General features: G+C 40.0%; 21 protein-coding genes. 11 read left to right on the top strand and 10 right to left on the bottom strand.

Features of this window, described 5'->3' with window-relative positions:
* The first annotated feature begins 242 nt into the window (after positions 1–242).
* The gene (locus ACXAC4_RS03625) at positions 243–1,049 is read left to right on the top strand and encodes a polysaccharide deacetylase family protein (RefSeq protein WP_475159102.1); all 807 of its coding nucleotides are present in this window, start codon (positions 243–245) and stop codon (positions 1,047–1,049) included.
* A gap of 121 nt (positions 1,050–1,170) precedes the next feature.
* Here ACXAC4_RS03625 and ACXAC4_RS03620 read toward each other — a convergent pair whose 3' ends face one another.
* A complete protein-coding gene (locus ACXAC4_RS03620; protein WP_138483643.1) occupies positions 1,171–1,338 on the bottom strand; it encodes a DUF6435 family protein in 168 nt (55 codons plus the stop codon).
* A 195-nt stretch (positions 1,339–1,533) separates the two neighbouring features.
* Between ACXAC4_RS03620 and ACXAC4_RS03615 the strand changes: the two genes are divergently transcribed.
* Positions 1,534–1,737, top strand: a complete 204-nt coding sequence (locus ACXAC4_RS03615) for a hypothetical protein (protein WP_138483640.1) — start codon at positions 1,534–1,536, stop codon at positions 1,735–1,737.
* Between the two features lie 143 nt (positions 1,738–1,880).
* On the opposite strand, the gene ACXAC4_RS03610 is transcribed toward ACXAC4_RS03615, so the two are convergent.
* Entirely contained in the window at positions 1,881–3,041 is a 1,161-nt protein-coding gene (locus ACXAC4_RS03610; protein WP_475159100.1) for a serine hydrolase domain-containing protein, read from the bottom strand.
* A gap of 234 nt (positions 3,042–3,275) precedes the next feature.
* On the opposite strand from ACXAC4_RS03610, the gene ACXAC4_RS03605 reads away from it, so the two are divergent.
* The 4 genes from ACXAC4_RS03605 to ACXAC4_RS03590 are packed head-to-tail and all read left to right on the top strand — an operon-like array spanning position 3,276 to position 6,503.
* The gene (locus ACXAC4_RS03605; RefSeq protein WP_475159098.1) at positions 3,276–4,109 is read left to right on the top strand and encodes a MipA/OmpV family protein; all 834 of its coding nucleotides are present in this window, start codon (positions 3,276–3,278) and stop codon (positions 4,107–4,109) included.
* A 6-nt stretch (positions 4,110–4,115) separates the two neighbouring features.
* Positions 4,116–4,514, top strand: a complete 399-nt coding sequence (locus tag ACXAC4_RS03600; RefSeq protein WP_475159095.1) for a DUF3019 domain-containing protein — start codon at positions 4,116–4,118, stop codon at positions 4,512–4,514.
* 4 nt (positions 4,515–4,518) lie between these two features.
* Entirely contained in the window at positions 4,519–5,217 is a 699-nt protein-coding gene (locus ACXAC4_RS03595) for a response regulator (protein ID WP_475159094.1), read from the top strand.
* Positions 5,217–6,503 carry an ATP-binding protein gene (locus ACXAC4_RS03590; protein ID WP_475159093.1) on the top strand — a complete coding sequence of 429 codons (1,287 nt, stop codon included), beginning with the start codon at positions 5,217–5,219 and terminating at the stop codon, positions 6,501–6,503. Before ACXAC4_RS03595 ends, ACXAC4_RS03590 begins: the two co-directional genes overlap by 1 nt.
* Before the next feature lie 25 nt (positions 6,504–6,528).
* Here ACXAC4_RS03590 and ACXAC4_RS03585 read toward each other — a convergent pair whose 3' ends face one another.
* Both ACXAC4_RS03585 and ACXAC4_RS03580 read right to left on the bottom strand, forming a co-directional pair.
* Positions 6,529–8,517, bottom strand: a complete 1,989-nt coding sequence (locus ACXAC4_RS03585; protein WP_475159090.1) for a winged helix-turn-helix domain-containing protein — start codon at positions 8,515–8,517, stop codon at positions 6,529–6,531.
* Positions 8,518–8,780: 263 nt separating this feature from the next.
* Positions 8,781–10,424: an SUMF1/EgtB/PvdO family nonheme iron enzyme gene (locus tag ACXAC4_RS03580; protein ID WP_475159085.1), complete on the bottom strand. Its 1,644-nt coding sequence runs from the start codon at positions 10,422–10,424 to the stop codon at positions 8,781–8,783.
* Between the two features lie 309 nt (positions 10,425–10,733).
* On the opposite strand from ACXAC4_RS03580, the gene ACXAC4_RS03575 reads away from it, so the two are divergent.
* The gene (locus ACXAC4_RS03575; RefSeq protein WP_475159082.1) at positions 10,734–12,542 is read left to right on the top strand and encodes a sensor histidine kinase; all 1,809 of its coding nucleotides are present in this window, start codon (positions 10,734–10,736) and stop codon (positions 12,540–12,542) included.
* A 21-nt stretch (positions 12,543–12,563) separates the two neighbouring features.
* On the opposite strand, the gene ACXAC4_RS03570 is transcribed toward ACXAC4_RS03575, so the two are convergent.
* Positions 12,564–13,250 carry a lipoate--protein ligase family protein gene (locus tag ACXAC4_RS03570; RefSeq protein WP_475159081.1) on the bottom strand — a complete coding sequence of 229 codons (687 nt, stop codon included), beginning with the start codon at positions 13,248–13,250 and terminating at the stop codon, positions 12,564–12,566.
* A 166-nt stretch (positions 13,251–13,416) separates the two neighbouring features.
* Positions 13,417–16,275 (bottom strand): TonB-dependent receptor plug domain-containing protein, encoded by a 2,859-nt coding sequence (locus tag ACXAC4_RS03565; protein ID WP_475159078.1) that lies wholly within the window; start codon positions 16,273–16,275, stop codon positions 13,417–13,419.
* Between the two features lie 580 nt (positions 16,276–16,855).
* On the opposite strand from ACXAC4_RS03565, the gene ACXAC4_RS03560 reads away from it, so the two are divergent.
* Together ACXAC4_RS03560 and ACXAC4_RS03555 are read left to right on the top strand one after the other, a co-directional pair.
* A complete protein-coding gene (locus tag ACXAC4_RS03560; protein ID WP_475159077.1) occupies positions 16,856–20,269 on the top strand; it encodes a methyl-accepting chemotaxis protein in 3,414 nt (1,137 codons plus the stop codon).
* A gap of 211 nt (positions 20,270–20,480) precedes the next feature.
* On the top strand, positions 20,481–21,797 hold the full coding sequence (locus tag ACXAC4_RS03555) for an NAD(P)/FAD-dependent oxidoreductase (RefSeq protein WP_475159076.1): 1,317 nt from the start codon (positions 20,481–20,483) through the stop codon (positions 21,795–21,797).
* A gap of 61 nt (positions 21,798–21,858) precedes the next feature.
* Here ACXAC4_RS03555 and ACXAC4_RS03550 read toward each other — a convergent pair whose 3' ends face one another.
* Together ACXAC4_RS03550 and ACXAC4_RS03545 are read right to left on the bottom strand one after the other, a co-directional pair.
* Entirely contained in the window at positions 21,859–22,386 is a 528-nt protein-coding gene (locus tag ACXAC4_RS03550; protein ID WP_475159073.1) for a hypothetical protein, read from the bottom strand.
* Positions 22,387–22,407: 21 nt separating this feature from the next.
* Complete coding sequence (locus ACXAC4_RS03545; protein WP_058029052.1) at positions 22,408–22,668, bottom strand: DUF3081 domain-containing protein; 261 nt, start codon at positions 22,666–22,668, stop codon at positions 22,408–22,410.
* Positions 22,669–22,796: 128 nt separating this feature from the next.
* Here ACXAC4_RS03545 and ACXAC4_RS03540 point away from each other — a divergent pair, with 128 nt between their 5' ends.
* On the top strand, positions 22,797–23,498 hold the full coding sequence (locus ACXAC4_RS03540; protein WP_475159071.1) for a hypothetical protein: 702 nt from the start codon (positions 22,797–22,799) through the stop codon (positions 23,496–23,498).
* Positions 23,499–23,595: 97 nt separating this feature from the next.
* Positions 23,596–24,435 (top strand): SPFH domain-containing protein, encoded by an 840-nt coding sequence (locus ACXAC4_RS03535; protein WP_475159070.1) that lies wholly within the window; start codon positions 23,596–23,598, stop codon positions 24,433–24,435.
* Positions 24,436–24,449: 14 nt separating this feature from the next.
* Here ACXAC4_RS03535 and ACXAC4_RS03530 read toward each other — a convergent pair whose 3' ends face one another.
* Both ACXAC4_RS03530 and ACXAC4_RS03525 read right to left on the bottom strand, forming a co-directional pair.
* Entirely contained in the window at positions 24,450–25,439 is a 990-nt protein-coding gene (locus ACXAC4_RS03530; RefSeq protein ID WP_475159068.1) for an AraC family transcriptional regulator, read from the bottom strand.
* A 10-nt stretch (positions 25,440–25,449) separates the two neighbouring features.
* Complete coding sequence (locus tag ACXAC4_RS03525; protein ID WP_475159065.1) at positions 25,450–26,238, bottom strand: SDR family NAD(P)-dependent oxidoreductase; 789 nt, start codon at positions 26,236–26,238, stop codon at positions 25,450–25,452.
* Positions 26,239–26,315: the final 77 nt, after the last annotated feature.

Below are 26,315 nucleotides of genomic sequence, written 5' to 3'. Positions count from 1 at the left end.
TTTTCTGCTCTATTGAAAAGAAGTCATGACTGAGAATACTCACTTTTATATTTACCTCTTTTCACCAATTACTTACTTGATCTGTTAAGTATAGAAAAGATTATTTTACTTTTAGCAACAAAATAAGCATTTTCTGTGCTCGCTAGTTAAAAATTATTCAAGTTACCTAAACGCTTTTTTCTTGCTCCAAAGAACTCGTACCTATAAGTTATTTATTCATTTAATAAAAGGATCTGTTTTACATGAAATATTTGAGCTGTATGACTCTACTTTTTTGTACACTAACTTCTTCTCTAAGCTTTGCTTTTTATCCAAATAATGCAAAGCATGCGATAAGCCTCAGCTTTGACGACGCCAGAAAATCACAAGTCGATGTAGGTATACCTATTCTTAATAAACATGATGTTAAAGCAACTTTTTACTTAATGCCTTACCATATGCAAGGCAAAGAGTCGCTTTGGAAAGCCGCCGCACAGAAAGGCCACGAAATCGCGAATCACACTTCAAACCATTTATGCACAGGTAATTTTCGTTGGCTTAGACAACAAGATAAGGGTCTTGAACAAGTTGATTTAGGCTTTCTAAAAGAAGACATTGCTAACGCACAACAATACATAAAAAAACATACTGGTGTTGCGCCTAAAGGCTTCGCTTACCCTTGTGGCCAAACCTTTGTCGGGCGCGGTAAAGATGTGAAAAGTTACGTGCCACTCATCGCCGAAACATTTGCTTATGGCAGAACATGGAACGATGAAACAGCGAATGACCCTCTTTATTATGATCCTGCGCAAATTCGCGCATTTAGTATGGATGGAAAAACATTTGCAGAAATAAAGATGTACTTAGAACTGGCAAAGTTTGAAAACGCTTGGATTGTATTAGCCGGCCACGAAGTTGGTAAAAAAGGCCTATACACTGTTGATGAACAAGCTCTTGAAAAGTTGCTTAAATATTTAAAAGATCCTAAGAATGGCTTTTGGTTAGCAACTGTTAATCAAGTGCATGAATACATTCAAAACAGTAATTCACTCGAATCAGTCAATAATTAAAGAATTAGCTGAACTCGTTTATTTACAATAGCCAGCAGCTAGATTACAGCTAATTGCCTGCTGGCAAAATAGAAACAAGATTTGACCTTAAAAGTAGATTTATAGCTAAGTTCTTTTTATTTTAATCTGGTAGCTTTTCTATTTCAGCCCATAAGCTTTCAGCCTCGGCGGTTAACATAGAATAGGTTCTGATGTCACCATTACGCTGGGCATGCATCGCCTTCTCTAATAACGCGTCATACTCTTTGCGCATTTTCTTTTTCGGATTTCTTTTAAACAAACCAAACATTGTCACCCTCCTAGATAAAGGCATAAATACGTTTCTAAGCATGATCAGATCAACTTTAATTCTCTGTAAATAGTGCTTGCTTAAAACTGAACCAAACTCGAACAAACAACGTTCAATAATTACTGAAAGGCCTAAAAGTTTAACCAGGTCATTTTATACAAGTCCTTATGGCTAAGTATGCTTCATTGAAAAGTGATGTTACTCATAGAGGTGATTGCGATGCATGATGATGAATTTGATATCTCAGCCTTAAAACAACTAGGCAACCATGACAAAGACGAAATTCTCAGCAGGTTAAGAAAGAAGCAACGAGATCTAGATAGTGCCCATGAACTGGCACAAATTGAATCCCAACATGGCTTAGATTACCTGTTCGATGATTTAGACAACTTAGATTGAACTATTTTTTGACGTAGACGTATTAACAGTTGGGTTTCTCATCTCCCTTCTTGTTGACTTTCCCTTGAGAGTGCAGACAAGGAAGCTTTTATTAGCGAGTCAATGGGTGAATCATTAAAGTGGTTCACCCATTTTTTAGTCATTTAATTTATTAGTTCAACCAATATTTGCTCATAAAGCTTATTGTGAGCGTTATCACAACGAGTGTAACCGTTACAATTAACGATGAAAGCAGCCGTAGTGTCAGTCTCTTTAATATGAAAGTTGTATGTTGCATATCCCAATTCTGAACCATGATGGTGGATAACTTCTTTACCATTAATTATTTCTTTAAATAGGCCATAACTGTACTGCAAACCATCTAAATGAGTATTTATGAAACTGCTTTCCGCCAGCATCAAATCATAAGATGCCGAATTTAGATGCTCACCGCTCACAATTATGCTCAGTAGATCTGCCATATCTTTTGCAGTGCCAACAACTGGTGCATCAGCAACACCAATATTTTCGTAATAAGGTTTGGTATCTATTAGCTCACCATCATTTAAAAAGTATCCTGAGTTGATGTTTGCATACTCTTTCTCAACCCCACCATAACTCATGCTATTAAGACCAAATGGTTCGAAAATTTGCTGTCGCATTGCTTTGGAGTGGTGCTCTGCCAATAACTCATCAAAGATAAGCCCTGTTAAAATATAACCAGTATTAGAATAAGCCCAATCACTACCGGCTTTAAAGTTCGCCTCTTGGCCATAAACAAAACTCATAGCAAATGCATCGGTTTTTAATGCGTCAGGATCTTTCAGCACGGCATCATAAAATGCACCATCAGATTCATTTAAATAATCAAATAACCCCGCGGTATGTTGCAGCATTTGCCTAGTCGTGATTGCTTCTGCATTAGCGACGCGTGAAGTGATATCCGTCGGTAAGTAAGTGGTAATAGGTTTGTCTAAATCTAACAATTGGTCGTTAACTAACATGGACGCCAATAATGCGGTCAATTTCTTACCTGCACTGCCATTTGGGATCCGTGCATCAAGTTGCATAGGCGTTTGCTCATTAATATCAGCAACACCGGCAGCACCATGAAATTTAAGCGTTGGCGAGTCAATATACAGTACGACTCCAGGTATCTCACCTTCAACAGCCTTATCGAGCAAAGCTTGATAATCAAACCTTTGCTCTGCTGGTTTTATTGGTTGAACATTACTTTCAGCGGCTTTATTACTTGAGCCACATGCGGTTAATAGAAGCGCCGCAGAGACACAGGTGAAGTTAAAAAAATACGATTTAGTTTTCATTGTTTTATCCTGTCTAAATTAAGATTGCAGTTAGACTAAGCAAACAAAAACCTTCGAGCTGTAACGACATGAAGTGATTTGTAGCAAAGTGTATCAACGGCTATTAAAAATCCCCTCCTTCGCTTGCCGTTCGTATTTTTGATACAAGTTGATACATTTTGGGATAAACTGATACGGATTATCCCGCTCCCACGATTTAACATGAATGCAAATTAACAAACATAAGAAATTGCAATGAAAACGTTATTTATCATACCCTTAGTTGTATGTAGTGCTTTTAGCTATGCAAACGTTCAAACAAGCACAACCAATTTGAGTGATGCTTTTAGTAATAAGCGCGATCCCGGCGGTTACTTTTCAACTGGCCTTGTATTAGAACACCAACAAGGACTTTATAAATCAGAAGGTTTTGAAAGCAGACTTAGTCTGCGAGGTGCCTACTATTTCGAAAATGGCCTTTTCCTTGAGTTACCGGGCTTTTCAGATAAATTCGAGAGCAACTTTGCTGTAGGTTATAACCTCGCTAATGTTGGCGACTGGGAGTTTGATAGCATCTTCTCTACAGCCCATGGCGAGCTCAATTACAATTATCGTGAAGACAGCTTTAACAAAAACAGTACCCCATACATAGGTTTAAGAGCCATGGGTACCATTGCTGGGCTAGATGCTATGTTCATTTATGGCATTAATACTAATAAAAGTGATTTCAGCGGGGGGCATTACGCGGCAGCTTGGCTTGCTAAAAGTTGGAATGTTCAAAACTGGCACTTTTTCAGCTCTGTAGGGCTACAGTACCGTAATGACGAAATACTTGATTATTATTATGGTGTTCCAGAGTCAGCCAAATATCATCCAACCTTTAATGCTGATGGAGGCTTCAACTTTATATATAAAATGGGAGTAAAAAAACCCATTTCCGAAAATTGGCTAGTCGAAGGTTTTTTAAGTTACACCGATTACGCTGATAGCATTGTCGATAGTCCTTATTCACAAAATATTCTGAAATTCAATGAAGGGCGCAGTGATAAAGGCAGTCGAATTAGCGTGTCTTTACATTACGTATTTTAGGAGAAGATGATGAACTTGATACTTCGCACTTCTCTACTACTATCAGCAATAATTTGTTCAAAAGTGACTTTAGCTGAGCAAAATAATGGCGTTCAACATGAGGCTTTAACAGTCTCACCAAAGCAATGCACCACACTAAAACAAGGTGAGACCTGTTATCTAGACCTAGAAGTCGCATGGCGAACCAGTACTGAAAAAAGTACCTGCTTGTTTGCTAATGCAAACAAACTGCAATGTTGGCACAACAAAAAGCAAGGTGAGTTAAAAAAGCAAATCACCATGCGAAACGATTTAGTGCTCACTCTACAAACCGTGAACAAACAAGTATTGCACACACAAACAATCCGCTATGCTTGGGTTCATAAAAAGAATAACAGTAAGGCCATGCGTTGGCGCATGTTTTAATCTTATGATTTCAATCGCACTTGTTGAAGATGATAAAGAACTGGCTGAGTGGATCAGCGACTATTTGAACGCTAAACATTATGCGGTTGAGGTCTATCACGATGGCCTGACCGCATACCAAGCGCTCTCAGTCAAAACCCCTGATTTGATTATTTTAGATGGTATGCTGCCCTCAATGGATGGCTTAGAAGTGTGTAAATTACTGCGATTAAAATCAGATGTGCCCATTATAATGCTCACCGCACGCGATGAAGAAATTGATGAAATTTTAGGGCTTGAAATGGGGGCTGATGACTACCTCACTAAGCCAGTTCGAGGGCGACTTCTCGAAACCCGCATTAAATCTTTGTTACGTCGAACAACACCCAAAACGACACCTCCTGTTGAACAAGACACCGTTACCTTAGGCAATTTAGTGATCTGCAAGCCCACTCGCGCAGTCACACTCAATGGCACAGCACTTAAACTCTCAAGTAATGAATTTGATGTGTTGTGGATTCTAGCCCAGCAAGCAGGTCAAGTCGTCAGCCGAGAATCGCTTAGCCAACAGCTTCGAGGCTTTGAATACGATGGTTTCGACCGCACTATCGATTTACGCATTTCAAGACTTAGAAGAAAACTCTTTGACGATGCCAGCGAACCGTACAAAGTAAAAACGATTTGGGGCAAAGGTTACCTTCTTGCCGCTGAGGTGTGGCAATAATGTGGCGCTTTGCAATTGCACTGATCATGGTGGTGCTTGCAGGTAACATCATGCTGGGTCAGGTATTTAATACCTTACTTGAACAAAATCAAACACAGTATAAAGCACATCAATTTAGCCAAGAGCAACAAAGCTTACTTGCGCAAGTAAAGCTTATTCGCTCTGCATTCGATTCAGGGATGAAAGCACACGCGTTCAAGCAGTGGCTTGAACTTAACTCTAAAAATGAAGGGTTTAGTTACAAGCTACAATCGCTAAAAGACTACCCGCTGCCCAGCAGCTTACTCGAAAAAATACAAGGCGATGGTGCGGTATTTTTAGAATCAAACGAAGGCTTAACGGCCTATTCAATTCTCACAAAAGAGCAAGTATTGCTGGTAACTCAAACCAATATTGAACTTGAAGATCTACAAACAGCTTGGCTATTCACACTGATTTTTTACTCCACTCTGCTGGTTTTAATCTTACTATTTTTGGCACCATTTTTACTTCGTTTATATAAGTTACGCACTGCAGCCATCGCCATTGGTAATGGTCAGTTAGGTCAACGACTCAAGGTCGGCTCTTTATGGTATTTGAAAGATATTGAAATGGCATTTAATCAAATGGCCGAAAAACTAGGCAGTTTAATGCAAGACATTAAATTGCTATCTGGCGGATTATCTCATGAACTTAGAACTCCCCTAGCGCGTGTGAGAATGGGCTTAGATACACTTTGTGAAACTGATAACCCAGAGCAAAAAGCAAACTTCGAAACCCGTATTAATCAAAATCTAGATGATATGGAAGCACTTATTCATGCCCTACTGCACTTTGCCAGGTTGCAAAACACGCTTGATAACACAGCTAAAACTGAAGTTGATTTAAATTTAGTATTAAAGCAACAACTTGAAAAAGCTTATGATCCGCGCTGCCAATTAATCATGGAGCAAAGCCCATGTTTTATCCAAGGAGATAAGCACTATCTCAATTTGTTAATGAGCAACCTGCTCAATAATGCCTTAAAACATGCTCGACAACACATTGAAATTCAAAGCACCCAAGACAAGAACTTCACAACCATCACAGTGAGCGATGACGGCGAAGGTATTCCTGATGCTGACAAAGAAAAGGTATTTAAACCCTTTGTAAGATTAGTCAAACAAGCTAATGACGATACTAGCGGCTACGGTGTAGGCTTGGCATTGGTCGAGCGAATTGTCAGTTGGCTAGGTGGCCAAATCACCATAGAAACCGCTAAGCAGTTGGGCGGCGCCTGTTTTATGATAAAAATACCTAGAGGTTAATGACATTACTTTCCTGGTTGTTTACCTACAAACCCGCCATTTGTGCTTCGGCATCAATGCCTACTTTAGCTAATCGCTCTTTTCGCCAATTTAACCACCAATATGAAGCGTGATTGGCGATAAATTCTCGGTATTCGGCTAACTCATGACTCTCGCCTTGGCTTTGCTTTAGCTCTAGCAGTAATAAGGCACTGTTTAAGCTAAGCCAATTCAAATGCTGACCACGGCCAATATTGAATGAACGTTTAGCATAAGTGATGGCATTATCGATATCATCCAGTGCGCGATAATATTGCGCATGTAATAACGCAGAACGCGCAGGCTCTGTTATTTTTTCTACCACTTCAAGCGCTGCTTCAGGTTTGTCTAATTTTAAATATAGCTTTGATAACTGATCTGCAGAAGAGAAAAACACCCAATAGTTTTCCGGTGTCACTGGCTTATCTAACACCTCATGGTAAAACTTAATGCGTTCTTCCTCGGTTTGGGCAAATAAAGCAAAGTGATACATAGGCAGCATATAATGAGAGCCATCTAACTGGTATTCAGCCAGTAAGGTTTTCGCTTGAATAAGATAATCCATGCGTTCTTTTTTCATACCAAATTTACTGGCCTTGATAGAAAGCAAGGTATAAGCGCGAATTTCAGCGACCGGCTTTTTGCCCAGCCTTGCCAAGCTTGCAGCCTTGTATAAATAACGGTGTATCGCATCATAATCTTCTTTAGTGTGCGCAATTGAATGCGCAAGTTCAGCCATCGATTTATTTACTTCTGCCTGCAAGTCATAAATATGCGCATCAGAGAGTAATAGCTCAGCTTGTTCATAGAATGTTTGTGCGCTAATTGGGTCTCGCTTACCTTGATAAAGCTGCCCCTTTAGCCACTTACCATAGGCATAATAAAGCGGATGTTTTAACTCACTCTCGGCCAATAAGAGTTCGATATAGCCGCTAGCAGAATCAAATTTATCCGCTTGAATAAGTTGATGTGCTAACAATGGTAAAGCATGCAATGACTCCTCCATGGAATCATTCATTAAAGAGAGCTCAGCCGAAAGTAATGACTCACTTTTCAAAATAAAGTAATCACTCTTGGCTATCTTACTTAAAAGTGTATTGGTCTGCGTCGCAAGATCAGACATAGACCGACCATACAAGTAACTGCTCCAACTACGCTCAGGACCTTGTACTAGTAACTCAAGTAAATAAGGTGCCTGCTTACGCGTGGCTGAGTCGCCATTATTTTTTAAGATCCCCGTAAATACCAGTGCGTTATTAACGCTTAATTTTTGATACTGCATAAATGGTGAGTTTATGAAATCTCTGGTATCTAGCGCTTTGTTCTCAAGCGCAAAATCAAGTTGAGCATGTAGGCTTGCTAATTCATCTTCAAAGTGTCTCGGGCTATCGGCTGTGAAAGGAATAAACTGCAAGTAAATGTGAACGGCTTGAGCCCCACTTTTAGCATTTTGTTCTTGTACTTGTAGGCCGAGTTTACTGCGAAAAGTGCCATGCTCTTCATGATAGTAAGCTATACCCGAAATCAGAAAAACAACCATCAAACAGGCCATAACAATACGCCTGTCGAATGTTTTCTTTAAGCTTGTTGGCTCGACAATACCTTCAAGGGGTGACTTTTTCTCTTCTAATTTTTGCTCTACTTGCTGACTGGTATTTGCTCTTTGAGAATGATTAGGCGTTTGCCGTTTCTCTGATGAGGCATCAATTACAATTAACTCTAGCTGCCATTGATAGCCTTTTTTTGGAAAGGTTTTGATTGCATCTTCGCCTAAAATTGCGCGCAATTGGCTGATATTCTGGAAAACAACTTGTTCAGACACCACCTTTGAATGCCAGATTGCTGTGAGGATATCTTCTTTACTGAATATTTTTTGAGGGTTAGAAATAAACAAGGCCAGTAAATTAGATTGAGTACTATTGAGCGGAATAACCTCTCCAGCTTTATATAAGACAGACTGACTCTCATCAAACTCAAAATCTAGAAACTGGATCATACTGCACGCAACCTTTGCTTTTATAGCAACCCGCTTAACTAAGTGGTCTATTTTGAGGCAAAGAAACTTTGTTGGTAGCAAGGAAAAGATTTCTTATTTAGTTATTCTAAATGAGAAACCTTTAACACCGCTATCATCAGGTTTAATCCCTCAAAATGATTAAGTGTTATTGCGGATTGGTATTTTTATTTTGTCAGTGTCGAAAACACGGCCCCGCTCAGTGTACGACAATCAGGGCCGAATTCAATATAAGGTGTTCTCAACTAGAGTTTTTTCACATCTAACCAATTAATTGAAAGACGTGTTCGCTCGCCAACAGGTTGAATTGTGAGTATATGCGTCCCTTTAGGTAAAGTCACAGGCACTGCTCTGGCCGTTTGCCAACCGTTTTCACCTGTTGTGGTGATGTCTTTCAACAACTTGCCATTTAATAACACTGAAAATGTCTGTTTGTCGCCACTGTGAAATACTCTTGGTTCTAGTGTGTACTTACCCGCTTTGGTTACCTTTACTTGGTAATCAGCGCTGGTATTACGCATATTCGCAAACACCAAATCGTGTTTTGGCTCTTGAGAAGAGTTTCGAACGTTCACTTCAGCACCTTGACTGAATGCTTCCGCTTGAATACGAGCTGGTAAGGTATGTGTATAAACGGCATTTGAATCCGCTGTATTTGAAGCGAGTCCCTCTCGCTCTCCAATCTGAGGCGTCACTTTATAACGAGCTTTATTCTTGCTTGGCTTAGTATCGACATATTTTAGTCCTGAGACGCCTTCTGCAATCACTTGTTCTTTATTTGAGACTAAATCTAAGCGAGTCACTTTATAAGTTGTACCAGTAATATCTTGTTGATGTTGCCAGGATAAAGCCACTTCTCGGCCTTTGTCTTTCAAAGAAAGCTTAGATACTTTACTTGGATAATCCGCTATTTGCGCATGCACTATTTTGGCTTGCTTTTGTGCTTTCGCTAACCCGGTCACAAATTGATCACTACCGGTCTGAGCAGGTAAGGCTTTACCGTTTGTATCAAGTACCAAACGAAAACCTTCTATTGCCGCGATAAAATCATCAGCCATTTCACCTCTTCGGTCTAGATCTGGTACCTCCCAATGCCAACTACTGCCTTTAGCAATACGTGAAGTACAGTTAGCTTGGGTAACAGGTCCTCCCCCTTGAGGGAATCGTTGTTTACCATCAACATAACAATCAGCAACCACCTCTTGAATGTTACCAAGCAGGTCATGCACACCATATTTATCCGCTTTATATAAGCCTACGGTAGAAGAAAGTATTTCTTTGTCGTTACAATCCTCAATGGTATAAGCAGATGAATATGGGGCTTGATACACTTTGCCTGTCATCGCATTTGCGTGTTGATCAGCTAAGTTAGCTATTTCACATACTTGATGACGCTTTTTACCATTTTCAGAAATATACTCGTCATACCCCCCGGTACGCATCACATATAACCACTGCGCTTCTGACATAAGTCGATACTGCTTACCCGTTTTATCAGAAAGCCATTTGGCATACTCTTCCGCGCCCTTTGTCCCAATACATACCACTGGATGATATTCAGAAAGATTAAAAAAATTGTTATCCCACGAGCCATCTCGTTCACCCGCACCAAACCATCCTGGGCCAATTTCGTGCATACAATTTGTTGGTGCTTTATAACCTGTATCTTCAATGAATTTTCTAAACTCTGCCACCGTGAGCTCATACTTTGCCATTTGAAATGGCTGCATAGACACTTTATATCGATCTTCCCCGTCATGGTCTTTTGCCATAAAGCTACCCGCAGGAATACTGGCTGTAGGGGGTTCGAAATATGTCACTGACTGGGGTTTTGCGAATGCTTGAGTACAACTCAAAGCAACGACTATTGAAAGGATCTTTTTAACCATTGTGTGCTCCGTTTACACCTGTTTTGTTGTTGAGCAAACAATAGTGAGCAAACTGTTTTTAGTCTTATTATTTTTCTAAAAAATTTTCTCTCGTTATTTAACCTTTAAATACAATCACTTTAGATTTTTTATAGCTTCTACGATGTTATGAAACTAATATAGGCTTTTCATAAACTCGCTTCGAAATCTTAGTCGAATAATAAAAGTGCGTCGTACACTGTTGAGTTTTTCACACATTTACTGCCATGTTCTACACTTAAAGCATATCTAACTGCCATTAAATACTGTGGAAATCTCTTTAAGGGTACTATGAAGTTAAAGACCGGATTTATCATTTCCCAAGCTAGTATTATCATCAGTCTAATTGTGACCCTCGTTGGTGGGCTTTTTTTGTATCAACAGTCACAGCTTAATAAACAAATAGATCAACACCTTCTCCAATATAAAAATGCATTCACCCGCTTTCTTTACCTACAACCCGCATTTAGCCTGTATCGCTCGAAAGACATTGAAAGCGACTTAAAAAAACATAAAAACGATTATGCATTAGCCACAATGTCACTCAAACAGCACATTGAAGATGACAGCACTGCCCTACTACTACTTAACCAAATTCAGGTGGGGGTTGGTGAGTTTGAAAAAAACTTACTTGAACAAATCAAACTTCAAAGGCGTTTAGGGTTCAATGAAGACAGAGGATTAAGAGGTTTTTTTCGTCATGCTGTCCATGAGCTACAGGCCATTACTGGAAAGTTAGAAAATGCCGAGTTTGAAATTCTAATTTTAGAACTGAGACGCAGAGAAAAAGATTATCTACTTCGTTGGGACCCTAAATATCTCAAACTACACACTCAACTGATTGCACAGACACAGCAGTTAATTAATACCCGTTACCCCGAAAAAAGCGCTGATTTAAATTTAAGGCTCAATGAATATATTCAAGGTTTTAATCAATATATTTATCATTTAGAAACCCAGGGGCAGCACGCTTCGCAAGGATTAAAAGGTAAAAATAACGCTCTGTCAGTAGAGCTGGGGGAACGTTTTGATACGCTATACCAGCACCTCAATGAGCAACAAGCTGCAACGTCGCAAAATTACCTTAGAAAGATTTTTTTACTTATTTTAGCAACCACCATTATCAGTCTTTCCGTTTCATTTGTGATTAACCGCAGAGTGACTTTTTCACTGATTGCTGTCACCACATTTATCAGAAAACTGTCTAACAGTGATGATTTTAGTGAGCGATTAGAACTTGGTGGTAATGACGAGCTATCTCAATTTAGCGATGATCTAGGCATATTATTAAGCCATATTGAAACACTTATCGAGAGACTCTCACTAGCCCAAAATAGGCTTATCGAAGACGCAAAAATGGCCAGCTTAGGCGGTCTTGTAAAAGGTTTTGCACACGAATTAAACACACCATTAGGCGTAGCAATAACCAGTGAATCTTTCCTTAGGGAGAAGGTAAGCAAGCTTAAAGATGACTTCAAACAAGGCAAGATATCTAAAGCAAATCTACAAGTTTTGCTACAAGAATTTGATGACTCGCTTAATTTAATAGAAAGCAATTTAACTCGCTCTGCAGAGCTCATAAGCAGTTTTAAGCAAGTTGCCTCACATCAAGAATATGATGAGCTCGTCGAGTTTGATATACATGAGTTTTTAGACAATCTTGTCATCAGCTTAAGACACGAAATTGATAAACATGATGCATGTATCTCTCTCGATATTCCAAAAGGGATGATCATAAAAAGCTATCTTGGGGCTTTTGGGCAAATATTTACTATTTTTATCGTAAACAGCCTACGCCATGGTCAAGTTGCACATAAAAAGCTCAACATTGAAATTTCGTGCAAATTTGTTAGCGGCGCTATCCACTTCAGGTTTAGCGATGACGGTGCAGGTATAAAAGAAGAGCTACTTGAAAAGGTGTTTGAACCCTTCGTGACGACAAAACGAGGTGAAGGCGGAACTGGCCTAGGCCTAAGCATAGTGTATAACTTAGTCACCCAGCGCCTATGTGGCCATATTGAATTACAAAGTATTGAAGGTAGAGGCATATGTATTTATATGCACTTCAATGACATCCCATTTCGTCAGCAATTTGAGTGAATTACCAAAAAATGATAATAGCTATGAAAAGGCCTTTATTAAACTTTGAAAGTAACCTTCAACAGAGTCTTGTTGCTTCGTATGTTGAACTAAACAGGTATGAACCTCTGAACGTATACGTTCAGCTTGTTGATGGTATTCGTAGCAGGTGTTTACTGGGTTTATGATGGTGCTAATGTCCGTATCGATTAAGATACAAGCCTGAGCAAGTACCACCTTACCACCACCATTTTTAAGTACCACTCGCTGCGCTGTTCCCACCACTTTTTTGCCTGCGGTATTAAGATTGTAGTCTCCATCACAATAAGAAAACTCAGTGGCATGCACATCTACTTTCACGTTATATAGGGCAAAAAATCGAGATAGTTTGTCACAAAAATCTTGATAGGCTCTTGGTATCGAATAAGGTGTTTGCTCATCCCACACATACATATGAGAAACATTAATCACTCCAGGTACTTGTGGTACAGGTGCGCCACCTGTTTTGCGACTAAACAGCTGCCACCCCATTTGCATAAGCTGTAGATGCAGCCCCTCTGAGCTTTGCCATTTATTACCTGACGGCAAAACCAATGTTGGCTTATCTGGTTGCCACAAAATCAAAGCTTCATTTAACTCCCCTCTTTGCAATTGACCTAAGACTTCCGTTTCTTTTGCAAATACATTTTCAACCTGAATATTTGGATACAATAAGAGTTTAGGTTTCATAAGCTAGTGGTCTTGGTGTTTATATTTTAATATTTACATCAGTAATATATAACAAAATAAGAGTGAGTAAAGGTAAGTTTGTTAACACAAAAAAGCGCCCAAATTGGGCGCTAAAATAAAGTGGGCCAGGGAAGCCCATTTGATGCTCTAGTCAGACTAGGTCTGATTAGAAATCAAGCTTGAAGCTTGCAAATAGACGACGACCGATTGTGTCGTATGTACCTGGTGCCGTATTTGCGTTAAAGCCACTGTGATAACGCGGTGCATCTTTATCTAACAAGTTACTAATACCCACACTAAAGCGAGCATTATCCATGCTATAGCTTGCGCTTACGTCGTGATAAAGTACCGCATCTGCGATATTATCATCAGTAATCGAACCTGGACGTAAAGCATCAGTCGTTTCACTGATATAGCGAAGGTCATAGTTCGCATCCCAGTTATCACCACCAAAGATGAACGAGGTTGTGAACTTAAGCTCTGGGTAGATTTCGAACGGGTAAGCATTACCTACCATGTCACGCTCAAGGCCTAACTCTACCCATGTTTCAACACGCTCGATGTTATACGTACCACTTACACGTACACCAATGCGATCAGTGAAACCTAAGTCAGCTTCTGTCGAGTAGTCTAATTCAAAGTCGATACCAGACGTGTCTAGCTCACCAACGTTACCGAATGCAAACGTTGCATCATTAGGAAGACCAAAAGATGCGATTGGCATCGCTCTACCGTTATCATCTTTAGGGAAAGCCGAACATGAAGACGCTGAGTAATCTTTTGAATCCATACAACTATTGAACAGTAACTGATATGGCGTAGAGCCAATTAAGTCTTCAATACTGATTCTCCAATAATCAACACTGAATACTAAGTTATCGTCCATTGGCACTGTGTATACAAAGCCTATGTTTGTGGTAACAGATTCTTCAGGGATCAGGCTTTTCTCTGGTGCTTCTGTTGTATAAGCTGGTTGCCATGCAAAACCTAGCTCACCTGTATCAGCATCTGCTTTACAATTAGTTCTTTGTTGATCGGTGATATCATTACGGATATCTTCAAACTCACAAATAAAGTCAACTGTTGGGAAACCAGTAGACTGATTTTGGTTCATCTCAGAAATATTTGGTGCTCTAAAGCCTGTTGAAATACCACCACGTACTTTAAGTGAATCTAGTGGACGCCAATCAACTGACACCTTAAAGTTTGTTGAATCGAAAGTTGCGCCTTTATTATTCTCATAGTCAGAATAACGGATTGCTGCTTCAATCGATAGTGAATCAGCAACAGGGATGAAAGTCTCAAGATAAATTTCGTCAGCTGTAAAACTACCTAGTTGAGGATCACTCGCACCACTGGTTGTTAAACCTTCTGATGAGAATTCATCTGGAATTGATTCGCCTTTTTCTTTGCGGTTTTCAAAGCCTGCAGCCCAGCCTATAAAACCACCACCAAAATCTGTTTCAATTTCACCAGATAAAGTCGCGATGATGTGACGAAGCTCACCATAGCTGAAATCTTTCAGTGAATTCGCACTTAGGTATGCCATTTGCTCAGGCGTGATAGCACCAAAATCAGCAAACGGGTCTAAAACACCAGCATCAGCACAAGTTCCAGTACATGATGCTGCATTAGTTATATTCTGCCAACGATCAAAACGGTGATAGTTTTTGGTATTATCAAGTTGCTCATTATAACCATGAGTGAAAGACACATCGTAGAACATACCATCACCGATCTCACCTTCAAGACCCGCTAAAATTCTGTAGGTATGCGCTTTTTGGGTAAAGATACGACCACCAGACTCTGTAAAACGGCGGTTAATATGAATACCTTTCATAGGATCTGTTTGCGCTTCAGTTAAGTCAGATGCTGAGAAGTCTACACCCCAAGGGTTACGATCTGCAGCACCAAATGGGTTATTCGGGTTATCCCACACATACTGTAATTGTCCACGACCAAATGAAGCATCAGGCGCTAGACGTTGCAGAGATTCACGTTGCGTATAAAATGCGTCAACATACGCATTGGTGCCATCAGCCACTTCGTATTTACCATTTAAGGCAATTTGAAAACGGTCATTTGGGGTGATTAACGCATTGACCGGTGCATAGTTATAGACATCTGTTGAAGCTTTAAATGGCCTGATCTCACCTGTACCAGCATCAACAATCCAGCTTGCCGCATCTGGACCTCCTGCTGCTACGATTGCAGCTCTTTGGTCACCGGTTAAGCGAATTGTTCTTGAGTTCGAACTACCACTTGCTACTGCTTTAAAGCCGGTCACATTTCCTGCATCATCTCGAATAGCTTCAGGGTAAAGCGCATCATGTGCCCAATCACGCGCTTCTTGTTTTAATTCTTCTTGAGAGTTGTATTCTAATGCAACAGTGATTGAGCCTTTATCACTGGCTGTACCCATTAAGACAGAGAAGGTTTTTTGCTTTGCATCCCATTCAGATGTACCTGCACCAGCACTGCCCGAAACGCGTAAACCTTCGAAATCATCTTGCAGAATAATATTTACAACACCTGCAATAGCATCAGTACCATAGATAGTTGAAGCGCCATCTTTTAAAACGTCAATACGCTTAACCATTGACATAGGCACTTGGTTTAAATCTACTGCGCCGTCAGAGTTTACGTCGCCGATTGAACGCTTACCATTGATAAGAATAAGAGTACGGTTAAAGCCCATACCACGAAGGTCAATTTTCTTTGCACCATCGTTACCATTGTTAGTTGTCGCACCAAGTTGGAAACCAGATGTCGCAGGAATGAACTTTAAGAATTCATCAACACTTGTCACACCTGATTTAGCAATATCCTCTGCATCGAAACTTGCAACTGGACTTGCCGATTCAAACTCAGCTCGTTGAATACGAGAGCCTGTTACTTCAATTCTTTCAACATCTTTACCTTCAGTGTCTTCATTTGCGATAGCAACACCGGTAGACAGTCCTGTAGAGATCACTGAGCAAGCGATCGCATATTTTACTGCTTTAGCTACTTTATTATTTTGCATTATTTCATCCATCTTAACTTATAGTTTTTATAAAACGCATACACCCACCCCTGAGGAAGAGAAGGATTAACAGAAGCGATACAAACCTGTTAACAAGCATAAAAATATGCATATAAATATGCACAGTCAAGACCACAAAAAACAAGCAAACACTTAATTAAAATATTATTATTGCAGAAAATGCACACAAATAAATCACAACAAAAAACAAACAAAACAAATTAAATCAACACCTTATAAATTTATAAATTTAGCCACTTAAAAAAACCACCAAATAAAACGCTTAAAAAGCTTACAAAACAAGACATATATTGCAATAAAGGGGACAGTTACATTTTTAAAAAATAATAAATATTTTTGATTTAGATACTGTTAACAGGAAGGAATTTAAAAATTAAAGCAGGACAGGTTTAAGAAATATTAAATATAATCGCCACATTATTGAAATAGTTCATTTCCAAAACCGGAACAATCTATGTATTTTGGTTATATAAAGAAAGTTTTACACTTTGATTTTGTATAAATACTAGGCTATCACTTAGTATTGCATCTTTTATTGGTACATTTTAGGAAGCTAAGCATGGACACAGCAACCCCCTCTTTTGGCATTTTCAGCACACTCAAAGCAAAACTCATTTCTGCCTTTACTTTAATATTGTGTATTCTTGCGGCAATCGGATTGACCGCGTATTTGGCATTGACATCAGCAGATGAAGGATTCAAAAGCTATCGAGAGCTAGCAAGAGACTCTAACCTTGCGAGCACCTTACAATCGAACATGTTAATGGTGCGCATGAATGTAAAAGACTTTCTTCTCACAGGTAGTGAGAAAGACCTTCGCGAATACAACCAGTACTTTGAGCAAGTTGATAAGCTCATTCTCGACGCCAAACAAGAAATTAATAAGCCCGAACGAGCACAGATGGTGACTAAACTCATTCAAGAAATTGAGCAATACAATGCGACGTTCGAAGTTATTAAAGCGTATCGGGTTGAGCGCAATGAGTTGGTGTTAAACCAATTAGATGTTATTGGTCCTAGAATGGAACGTGAGCTAACGCAAGTCATGCAAAGTGCCGCCCAATCAAATAATACGCAATTGGCTTATGTTGCAGGTGAAGCAATGCGCAACTTATTGCTTGGCCGCTTATATGTTGTTAAATACCTAGAAAGTAATCAACTATCAGCGTCTGAACGAGTCAATCAAGAGTTCTCTAGCTTCGAAGACCAACTCATTAATATGAGCACTTTTAGTTTGAGTACAGAAAATCAAGCTAGGCTAAACAACATCAATAGCATGTTCCTTGATTACACAAACGCCTTTAATCAAGTTCAAAACCTTATTGTTGATAGAAATGACAAAGTAACCAATGTATTAGATGTCATAGGTCCGCGTTTTGCTGCTTTAGTCAGAGATTTAAGCACGTCGGTTAAATCAGACCAAGATATTCTTGGCCCTCAATTAAAATCTGCTAACGAACAGGCCGTATCACAAATTTTTATTATGTTTATGACAGCGCTTGTAATTAGTGCAGCTATTATATTTTTCTTACTTAGAATGGTGATGAAACAACTTGGTAAAGATCCAAGTGAGCTAGACAATATTGCAACCGCCATATCTGAAGGTAACTTAGACCAAGAATATGATGAACGAGCACCGCAAGGCGTCTTCAAATCTATGTTAGAAATGCGAGAAAGCTTAAAACTCATCCGTGAAAAAGAAGAGCAAGAGCGTCGCGTGGCAAGGGTTAATGCCCGTATTAAAAGTGCATTAGATAACGCCAATTCTAATGTCATGATCACCAATACTGATCATCAAGTCATTTATCTAAATCGTTCAATTCAACACATGTTTGAAGGGGTTGAAACACAGCTACAGGCTGAGTTGCCTAACTTTAGTGCTCATCATATTTTAAATGCGCAAATCAATGGTTTAATGCCTTACTTTGAGCAACACCTCGCACAGATTGACAGCCTAACCACCAGCCTTGAAGAGCAATTTGTTATTGCAGGCAGAACTTTTAAATTAGTTGCAAGCCCAGTCATTGTTGAAGCGCAACGCGTTGGTACGGTATTCGAGTGGCAAGATAGAACCGAAGAGCTTGCCGCAGCACAAGAGAAAGCACGTATAGCCTCTGAAAACGCACGGGTAAAATATGCTTTAGATGGCTCTTCTGGTCAGGTGATGATTGCAGATAAAGACCTAAATGTAATTTACATGAATAACGCCATTCATCACATGTTTACAGTTGCCAGCCAAGATATTAAACAAGCCATTCCACACTTTAATCAAGAAGCCATTATTGGTAATCAAGTTGATGCATTTTTTGAGCATTTCAGCAATAAAGTAGAAGAATTCAAAACTCAAACAGCAAGCATTGAAACTGAGTTTGTGATTTCTGGTAGAACCTTCACTGTAATCGTGAGCCCGGTCAGTGTAGAGGGTGAACGTGTTGGTACTGTATTAGAGTGGCAAGATAGAACAGACTGGTTAGCTCAAGAACGTGAAAAGACACGTATCGCTGCCGAAAATGCCAGAGTGAGATATGCCCTTGATAGCGTCTCGGGCAATGTCATGATTGCAGACAAAAACCTTAATATCATTTATGCAAACCAAGCGCTTAAAAGCACCATAGAAAGTGCTGAGCGCGATATTCAAGCCCACATAGGCCAGTTCGATGCCAGCAACCTAATTGGCTTCCCTGTTGATCAATTCTATTTAGAACCTGAACAACAACGTGTTTTGTTTAATAACTTGTCTCATGCTCACAACAGTACTGAATACATTGGTGAACGCGTCTTCTCTGTGACTTCTAACCCTATTTTCGTAAATAACGAACGTATTGGTACTGTACTCGAGTGGACCGACAGAACCGCAGAAGTAAATATTGAAAAAGAAATAGACAACTTGGTGCAATCTGCCGCACAAGGTGACTTAAGTCAGAAGCTATCATTACAAGGTAAAACAGGCTTCTTTGAAAAACTCAGTACAGGTTTAAATGATCTAGTGTCTACCGTGGAAATTGCACTCGATGACGTCACAAAAGTGCTGAGTGCATTGGCTCAGGGCGATTTGAGTAAACGAATTACCAACGATTACGAGGGCTCTTTTGGTCAACTAAAACAAGATACCAATAGCACAGCTGATAAACTGACCGAAGTCATTGAAAACATCACCCATGCCTCTGGCAGTATTTCACAAGGAGCGAATGAAATCGCTCAAGGTAATGCAGATTTAAGCCAGCGTACTGAAGAGCAAGCCAGTAGCCTAGAGGAAACCTCAGCAAGTATGGATGAAGTTACCGAGATTGTCCGTCAAAGCTCTGAAAAAGCCGAAGATGCGAATGCCCTTTCAATGACGGCTGAAGATAAAGCCAGTCATGGCGGTGAGGTCGTGAAATTGGCTGTAAGCGCAATGCGCGAAATCAATCAGTCGAGCAAACAGATCACTGAGATTATCAGTGTAATTGATGATATTGCATTCCAAACTAACTTACTTGCCTTGAATGCGGCAGTAGAGGCTGCCCGTGCAGGTGAACAAGGTCGAGGATTTGCTGTGGTTGCCGGTGAAGTACGTAACCTAGCCCAGCGCTCATCAAATGCAGCAAAAGAAATCAAAGACCTGATCAGAGACAGTCAATCTAAAGTGGAAGAAGGCACCGACCTAGTAAACCGCTCTGGCGATACCTTAAGTGAAATCGTTGAAGCCACCAGCAAGGTACGCGTCATGATGGCAGAGATTGCCCAATCAGCAAGGCATCAATCAGAAAGCATTATGCAGATTAATACTGCGATTACTCAGATGGATCAGATGACCCAGCAAAATGCAGCATTGGTTGAAGAAGCGGCCGCCGCTGGTGAAGCTATGGCTGAGCAAGCGCAAATGATGAACCAAACGGTCGAGTTTTTCTCTCTAACTGAGGGTAGTGCTTCATCTACGGCTTTAGAGCAAACCTATTTACCCGATGAGCGTTACTTGCCAAATTTGGCTTAATAATTTACAAAATTAAAGGGCTGCTTTTGCAGCCTTTTTCATACCCAATTTGAAACATTTAGAAATACTTTTTCCATATTGCTAGCAGCCAGTTAGGCGTACAATAACCTCAAGTTGTGCAAGGTTATAACGACCTGAACACCATGTAAGTAAATCTGATATTTACAAAGGATTGTGCTCAGCTCTTTATAACTTTTTAAAGGGCACAACTATGATTAACACGCATCCCAATATTGTCATCATCGGCGGCGGCGCTGGCGGCCTAGAACTGGCAAGTAAATTAGGGAACAAACTTGGGAAGTCTCGTCGCGCAAATATTACTTTAATCGATAAAAACCGTACCCATATTTGGAAGCCGCTCCTACATGAAGTGGCGACAGGCTCGCTCGACACTAGCCTAGACGGTGTCGTTTACTCTGCTCATGCAGCTAGGCATGGATTTCAGTTTATTCTCGGTGAATTCATTAACTTAGACGCAGAAAAACAAGCGATATACCTAAAAGAGCAATACGATTCAGACGGTGAATTGATCTTGCCACAACGCACCGTTCATTATGATGAGTTAATCATCGCCATTGGTAGTGTCAGTAATGACTTTAATACGCCTGGTGTTAGTAAACATTGCTATTTCTTAGACTCTCACCAGCAAGCCGAGCGCTTTCAACATGCGCTCCTTAACTGCTTTACACGTGTACACCAAGCTGCTAGCCAATTACCTGAAGAACAAAACTGTCTTTCAATCGCCATTGTTGGTGGTGGGGCAACCGGTGTTGAACTCAGCGCCGAACTTGTTCATGTCGCTCAACTTCTAAAGCACTATGGTATGAGTGCGTTTACCAGCACCAAGCTCACCATTCATTTAATCGAAGCCGGGCCAACTATACTACCCGCCCTACCCAGCAGAATAAGTAACTCTGCGCGAGACGAGTTGCGTCATTTAGGTGTAAATATCTTAGAAGGCACTAAAGTGAGTAAAGCAACTTCTGAGGGCTTTATCACCGATGACAATACCTTGATCCAAGCTGATTTAATGCTTTGGGTGGCGGGCGTAAAAGTGGCTGACTTTATTAAAAACCTCGATTGCTTTGAATTCACTCGCAGCAATCAAATTAAAGTAGACGAATATTTACAAGCGAAAGGCACTTCACATATCCATGTATTGGGTGATGCTTGTGCCTGTGAGCAAGAAGATGGCACTTTCGTACCACCTCGCGCTCAAGCTGCACACCAGATGGCAAGTAATGTCGCGCACAATATTTTAGCCAAATTCACAGGCAAAGCGCCAAAACCTTTTGTTTATAAAGATCACGGTTCACTGGTGAACCTTTCTCGCTTCAGTGCAGTAGGAAGCTTAATGGGTAACCTGACAAACAACACCATGTTTATCGAAGGTAATCTAGCGAGAGTGATGTATTTATCGCTTTATCGTATGCATCAAAACGCCATTCACGGCCCAATTAAAACCACGGCTTTGTGGTTATCAGAAAAGTTACTGCGCATTGTGCGCCCTAAGATGAAATTACATTAATCATATCTATAATCAGCCTGAACATTTAGTAAAGTTCAGGCTGCTATTTTTTCACTTCTTTTTACTGTCCTTTAGCCAGTGCTAGCACTTCATTCAATGCCGAAACAGAAAACCCTCTGTCATAGAAGTAGATAATTTTGCCGTTTTTATCGAGTAGCATCACTCTGGCGTTATTCGGGTTTTCATTACCTGTAAACGCTTGGATTTTTTCACCGTCTTCATAAATGGTGATCACCCCACCCCATAGCTCTTTAGGAATTCCACGACGCATGCCCTCATCGATTTGTGTGCTAAACATTCTCGGGAACATGCCAGCAATGGTTGGTAACTCATACGCTTTAATATCAGCATCTTTCATATCCAGACCAATCAACCAGCGGTCAATGTCGAACTGACTGTCTTGCTTATAACCAACTAAAAATAGCGCAACTTCACCTTTAACAAAATCAGGTAGGTTAATACGCTCCTTTTCTAGGTTTCCACCTGAAACACTAGGAAAAGCTTTTCCTGTGACATCTTGGTTTGGGTATTGGGCTGCACACCCAGTTAATAGAACTAATACAAATATGAGTAAAAAATGTTTCATCAATTTAATGTTCCTTTTTTAGTTTTACTGAAACTGCTTAGCAATCACATCTAGCTTTTTCAAAAATTCTTCTTTTAATTTACTGTGCTCGTATTCAAGGTCGTATTTGTTATGAAACCCAAAACGGAGCAACACCCCGTTACCCTGCAAGTATATGGTGTAACCATCAATATCAGAGAATGCCGTGATCCCCTCTAAATGCTTGCCTTGTTCGTATGGCTCACCATGTTGTTGAATATGCTCATATACACGCAAAATATGCTTTGACTCTAAATTATTCTTCATATGCCGACCTTATTGCATTCATCACTTATTTTTACGTCTTACACTGCCATTAAGTTTAGTCTTATTTTGCTTTCACATTGATTTCACACCTGACCTGCGACCATCAAGTAAAATTAAGGAGCAAAACCATGCGAACTATCTTTCAACTTTTACTACTTATTTGGTTGTTATTTTTAAGCAATCAAACCAATGCAGCACAATTTGAAGCGTCACACTTAAAGTCTGTCGTTCAGAATGCGATCCAGAGAATTAAAGACGTCGACAAAAAAAAGTGGGCGTTTGAGCTACACAGCTTTGAGAACGAAGAAGGAGAAATCACAGACTATACAGCTGCATTTAATGGTGCACTTCCCGAAGGTCAAAAGTGGCAACTGCTCACGAAAGATAAAAAGCCTGCGACCGACAAACAAAAACGCGTTTTTATAAAACAACGAAATAAAGACAAGGAAACCTTCAGCATTAAACTTGAGCAGCTCATTACTTTAGATTCATTACAATTACTCGATTCAGCAAACGAGGCACTCACGGCAAGTTTTGATGTCAATATCCCAAAACTCGGTGATGACGCCATTGGTAAGCTAAAAGGCACATTAGTCGTCTCGCCAAAAAATCAATTACTTAAGCAAATTACCATCACGAATTTAGCTGAGTTCAGCCCTATGGCCATGACAAACATAGAAAAATTTAAGATGGTTTTAACCTTTACCGAAGTGTCGGGGCAAGTACTACCTATAAATGCAGAAATGACGATGCGCGGCACCTTTGCCGGCTTCATGGAACTCAATGAAACCTCAAAAGATAGTTATATCAAATATAAACTTTTAGAATGACGACGAACTTGTAATACAAATGTATAAAGAATAGATTTGTTTTAATAGAATCAATTATTTAACATATCTACCTAGTTTAAAAAAAGGAAACACACGCATGATGCAAAAAAAGTCAAAAGTAGGTAGTACCATTGGCTCTATTATAGCTTTAGGAGTTTTTCTATTGTTTGCCGCAACCTCGTGTACAAATCCAAGTACACCCGCGGGCCATGAAGGTTATGTATACGAGCAACCAAGATTTTTTGGTTCTGGCGGATATCAAGGCAGCTTGATTGGACCCAGTAACTACGGCTTTTCTTTGCTGAGAAATAAAGTACTGAATGTCGATATGAGGCCAAATACATACACTGAACGCTTTAATATTTTGACAAATGATGACCTTAATATTAGCTTCGACTTTCATGTTGTTATTTCAATAAAATCAGGCGCAGTTAAAGATGTTGTAGAAAGTTTTGGAAGTGACAATTGGTATGAAAGGTATGTCAAAGAAACTTTCAGAACTTTTGTACGCGATGCTGTGCAACAATACGACAGCAGAGAGCTTAAGGCTAAACGCGAACAAATAGCGCAACGAGTGACATCTAAATTAAAAGCATATTTGGATAACACCCCATTTGACGTGAAACAAGTAGTTATTGGCAATATTAATTACCCTGAGATTGTTGCCAATGCCGTTGAGAAAAAGTTAGCAGCACAACAGTTATTGGCCGAGAAAGAAACCCAAAAAGCAATAGCGCAAAAAGATGCTGAAATTAGAATTGAAGAAGCAAAAGGTATTGCTGAAGCACAAAAAATAATTAACGCAACTTTAACGCCTAATTACCTACAATTAGAAGCTATAAACGCACAGTTAAAAATGGCTGAATCACCAAATCATTCAACCGTTTATATTCCTGTTGGCACAAATGGCATTCCACTTGTTAAAGGTACTCAATAGTTCTAAATTAGAGTTTAACCTTGCCTATAACTACCCGGTGGTTGACCAAACCACTGGGTAAACGCTCTGATAAATGAGTTAGTCTCTTGATACCCCAATAAAAAAGCTATTTCGCCTAAAGATAATTTAGATTCGTGTAGGTAATGGCTCGCCAACTCTGCTCGAATTGATTGTAAAAGGTCATTAAAATTACTTTTCTCAGCGCTTAATTTACGTTGCAGTGTGCGTTTGCTCATGGCTAGCTTTTCAGCAACATATTCAATTGCACTGTGCCCTGCTGGTAATGCCTCTAACAATACTGCGGTGACTCGTTCAGCCATAGTCGCTGTCGCATCTAACTCATTTAATTTTTGTTGCAGCTCATCAGCAAAAAATGCCCACATCGGCGCATTAGCAGTTAAAAAGGGTCTATTTGTATCCTCATGACTAAAATGTATTTGCACTGATGGGCCATGAGTTAACTGACACCCAAAGTAAGCTTGGTATTCAGCTAAGTTCTCAGGTAACTCAGGCAATTGAACAAACAAAGGCTCTATGAAGTGGCGAGTTGTCAAGCGTGCAAGTTGAGTAAAAAATACCAATTCTAATAAACCGACGCTTTTAGGTAATGAACTTGGATAGCCATAACAACTTACCGTCAATTCAGTCCATTTTGCTGTCTCTTTAATATCCATCATCATTGGGCCAATGAGAGGCTTGTACTGCTGTAAACGCTTTAGAGCAGTATTCAGATTAGGGCTGCAAACCGCTGCAAAAAGAGGCGCATCAAAAGCTTCAACCGATAAATGTTCAGCCAGTAATAACGGCAGACTTCTCTCTCCTACCGCCAGCTCAATACCGTGCCATAGACTAAAATACCCTTCAACGGACAAGGTTGCATTTGGGCGGGTAAATAGATCCGCGGGCAATTTAGCCAAAGCCAACACCATGCTCGGTTCGAGCTGCATGTCTTTGAATAAAACTTGCCAAGTAGGAGAAATAGTAAATTGCTTTGCCCGCTTCATACAAGCCTCTTTATGCTGTTTTTTCCATGGATTGACGAGATAACTTTAATACCAATTTTCGAGGTAAAAACGGGATCACCCAATTTAATAAAAACTTCAATCCAGCCTCATTAAAAGCCAGTAAGTCGCCGCGATGCATCGCATTATAGCCACATTCAGCAACTGAACGTGCCGATCTTGCGTTATTAAATACTTCAACACCATTTAAATCACCTGTCGATGCAAATTCAGTCGCCACAGGTCCAGGGCAAAGTGCTGTCACTGTAATGTTATGCTCAGCTAACTCTTGCGAAATCGCCTGTGAGAAAGATGTCACGAATGCTTTAGTTGCATAATATATCGCTTGCAACGGACCTGGAATAAATGAAGCTGTAGACGACACATTCAAGATTTTACCTTGCTTTCGGCGGATCATACCTTGAGTGAAATAGTGAGTAAGTTCTACCAATGCATTCATATTCACTTGCATCATTGCTTGATCAGCATGCAATGCACGTTCTGCAAATTTACCATGACCGCCAAAACCAGCATTATTAATCAGTATATCAACCTCAATGCCTAACTGCTGAGTTTGGTTGAAAACATGCTCTGCCGCATTTTGCTCAGACAAATCCGTTGGTAAGACTGTAACCTGCACTTTATGTTCATTGCGTAATTGTTCGGCCAGTTGTTCAAGTTTATCAGCCGATCGTGCCACTAAAACAAGATCACCGCCTTTTTCAGCGTGAAGCTTTGCTAGCTCCAATCCAATACCACTAGAAGCCCCTGTAATTAGTGCCGTGTTATGCATATTTGCCATTTTATTTCTCCTACCAAATCTATGTGCTTTGTTGATAGGGTTAGTTTAGGCAATCATAACGCGCCACACACTAGCGA

The sequence above is a fragment of the Pseudoalteromonas sp. AWM4_233 genome, from assembly GCF_056158285.1.
Note: the sequence above shows the minus strand (reverse complement) of the source record. Positions and strands in the feature narration are given on the sequence as shown.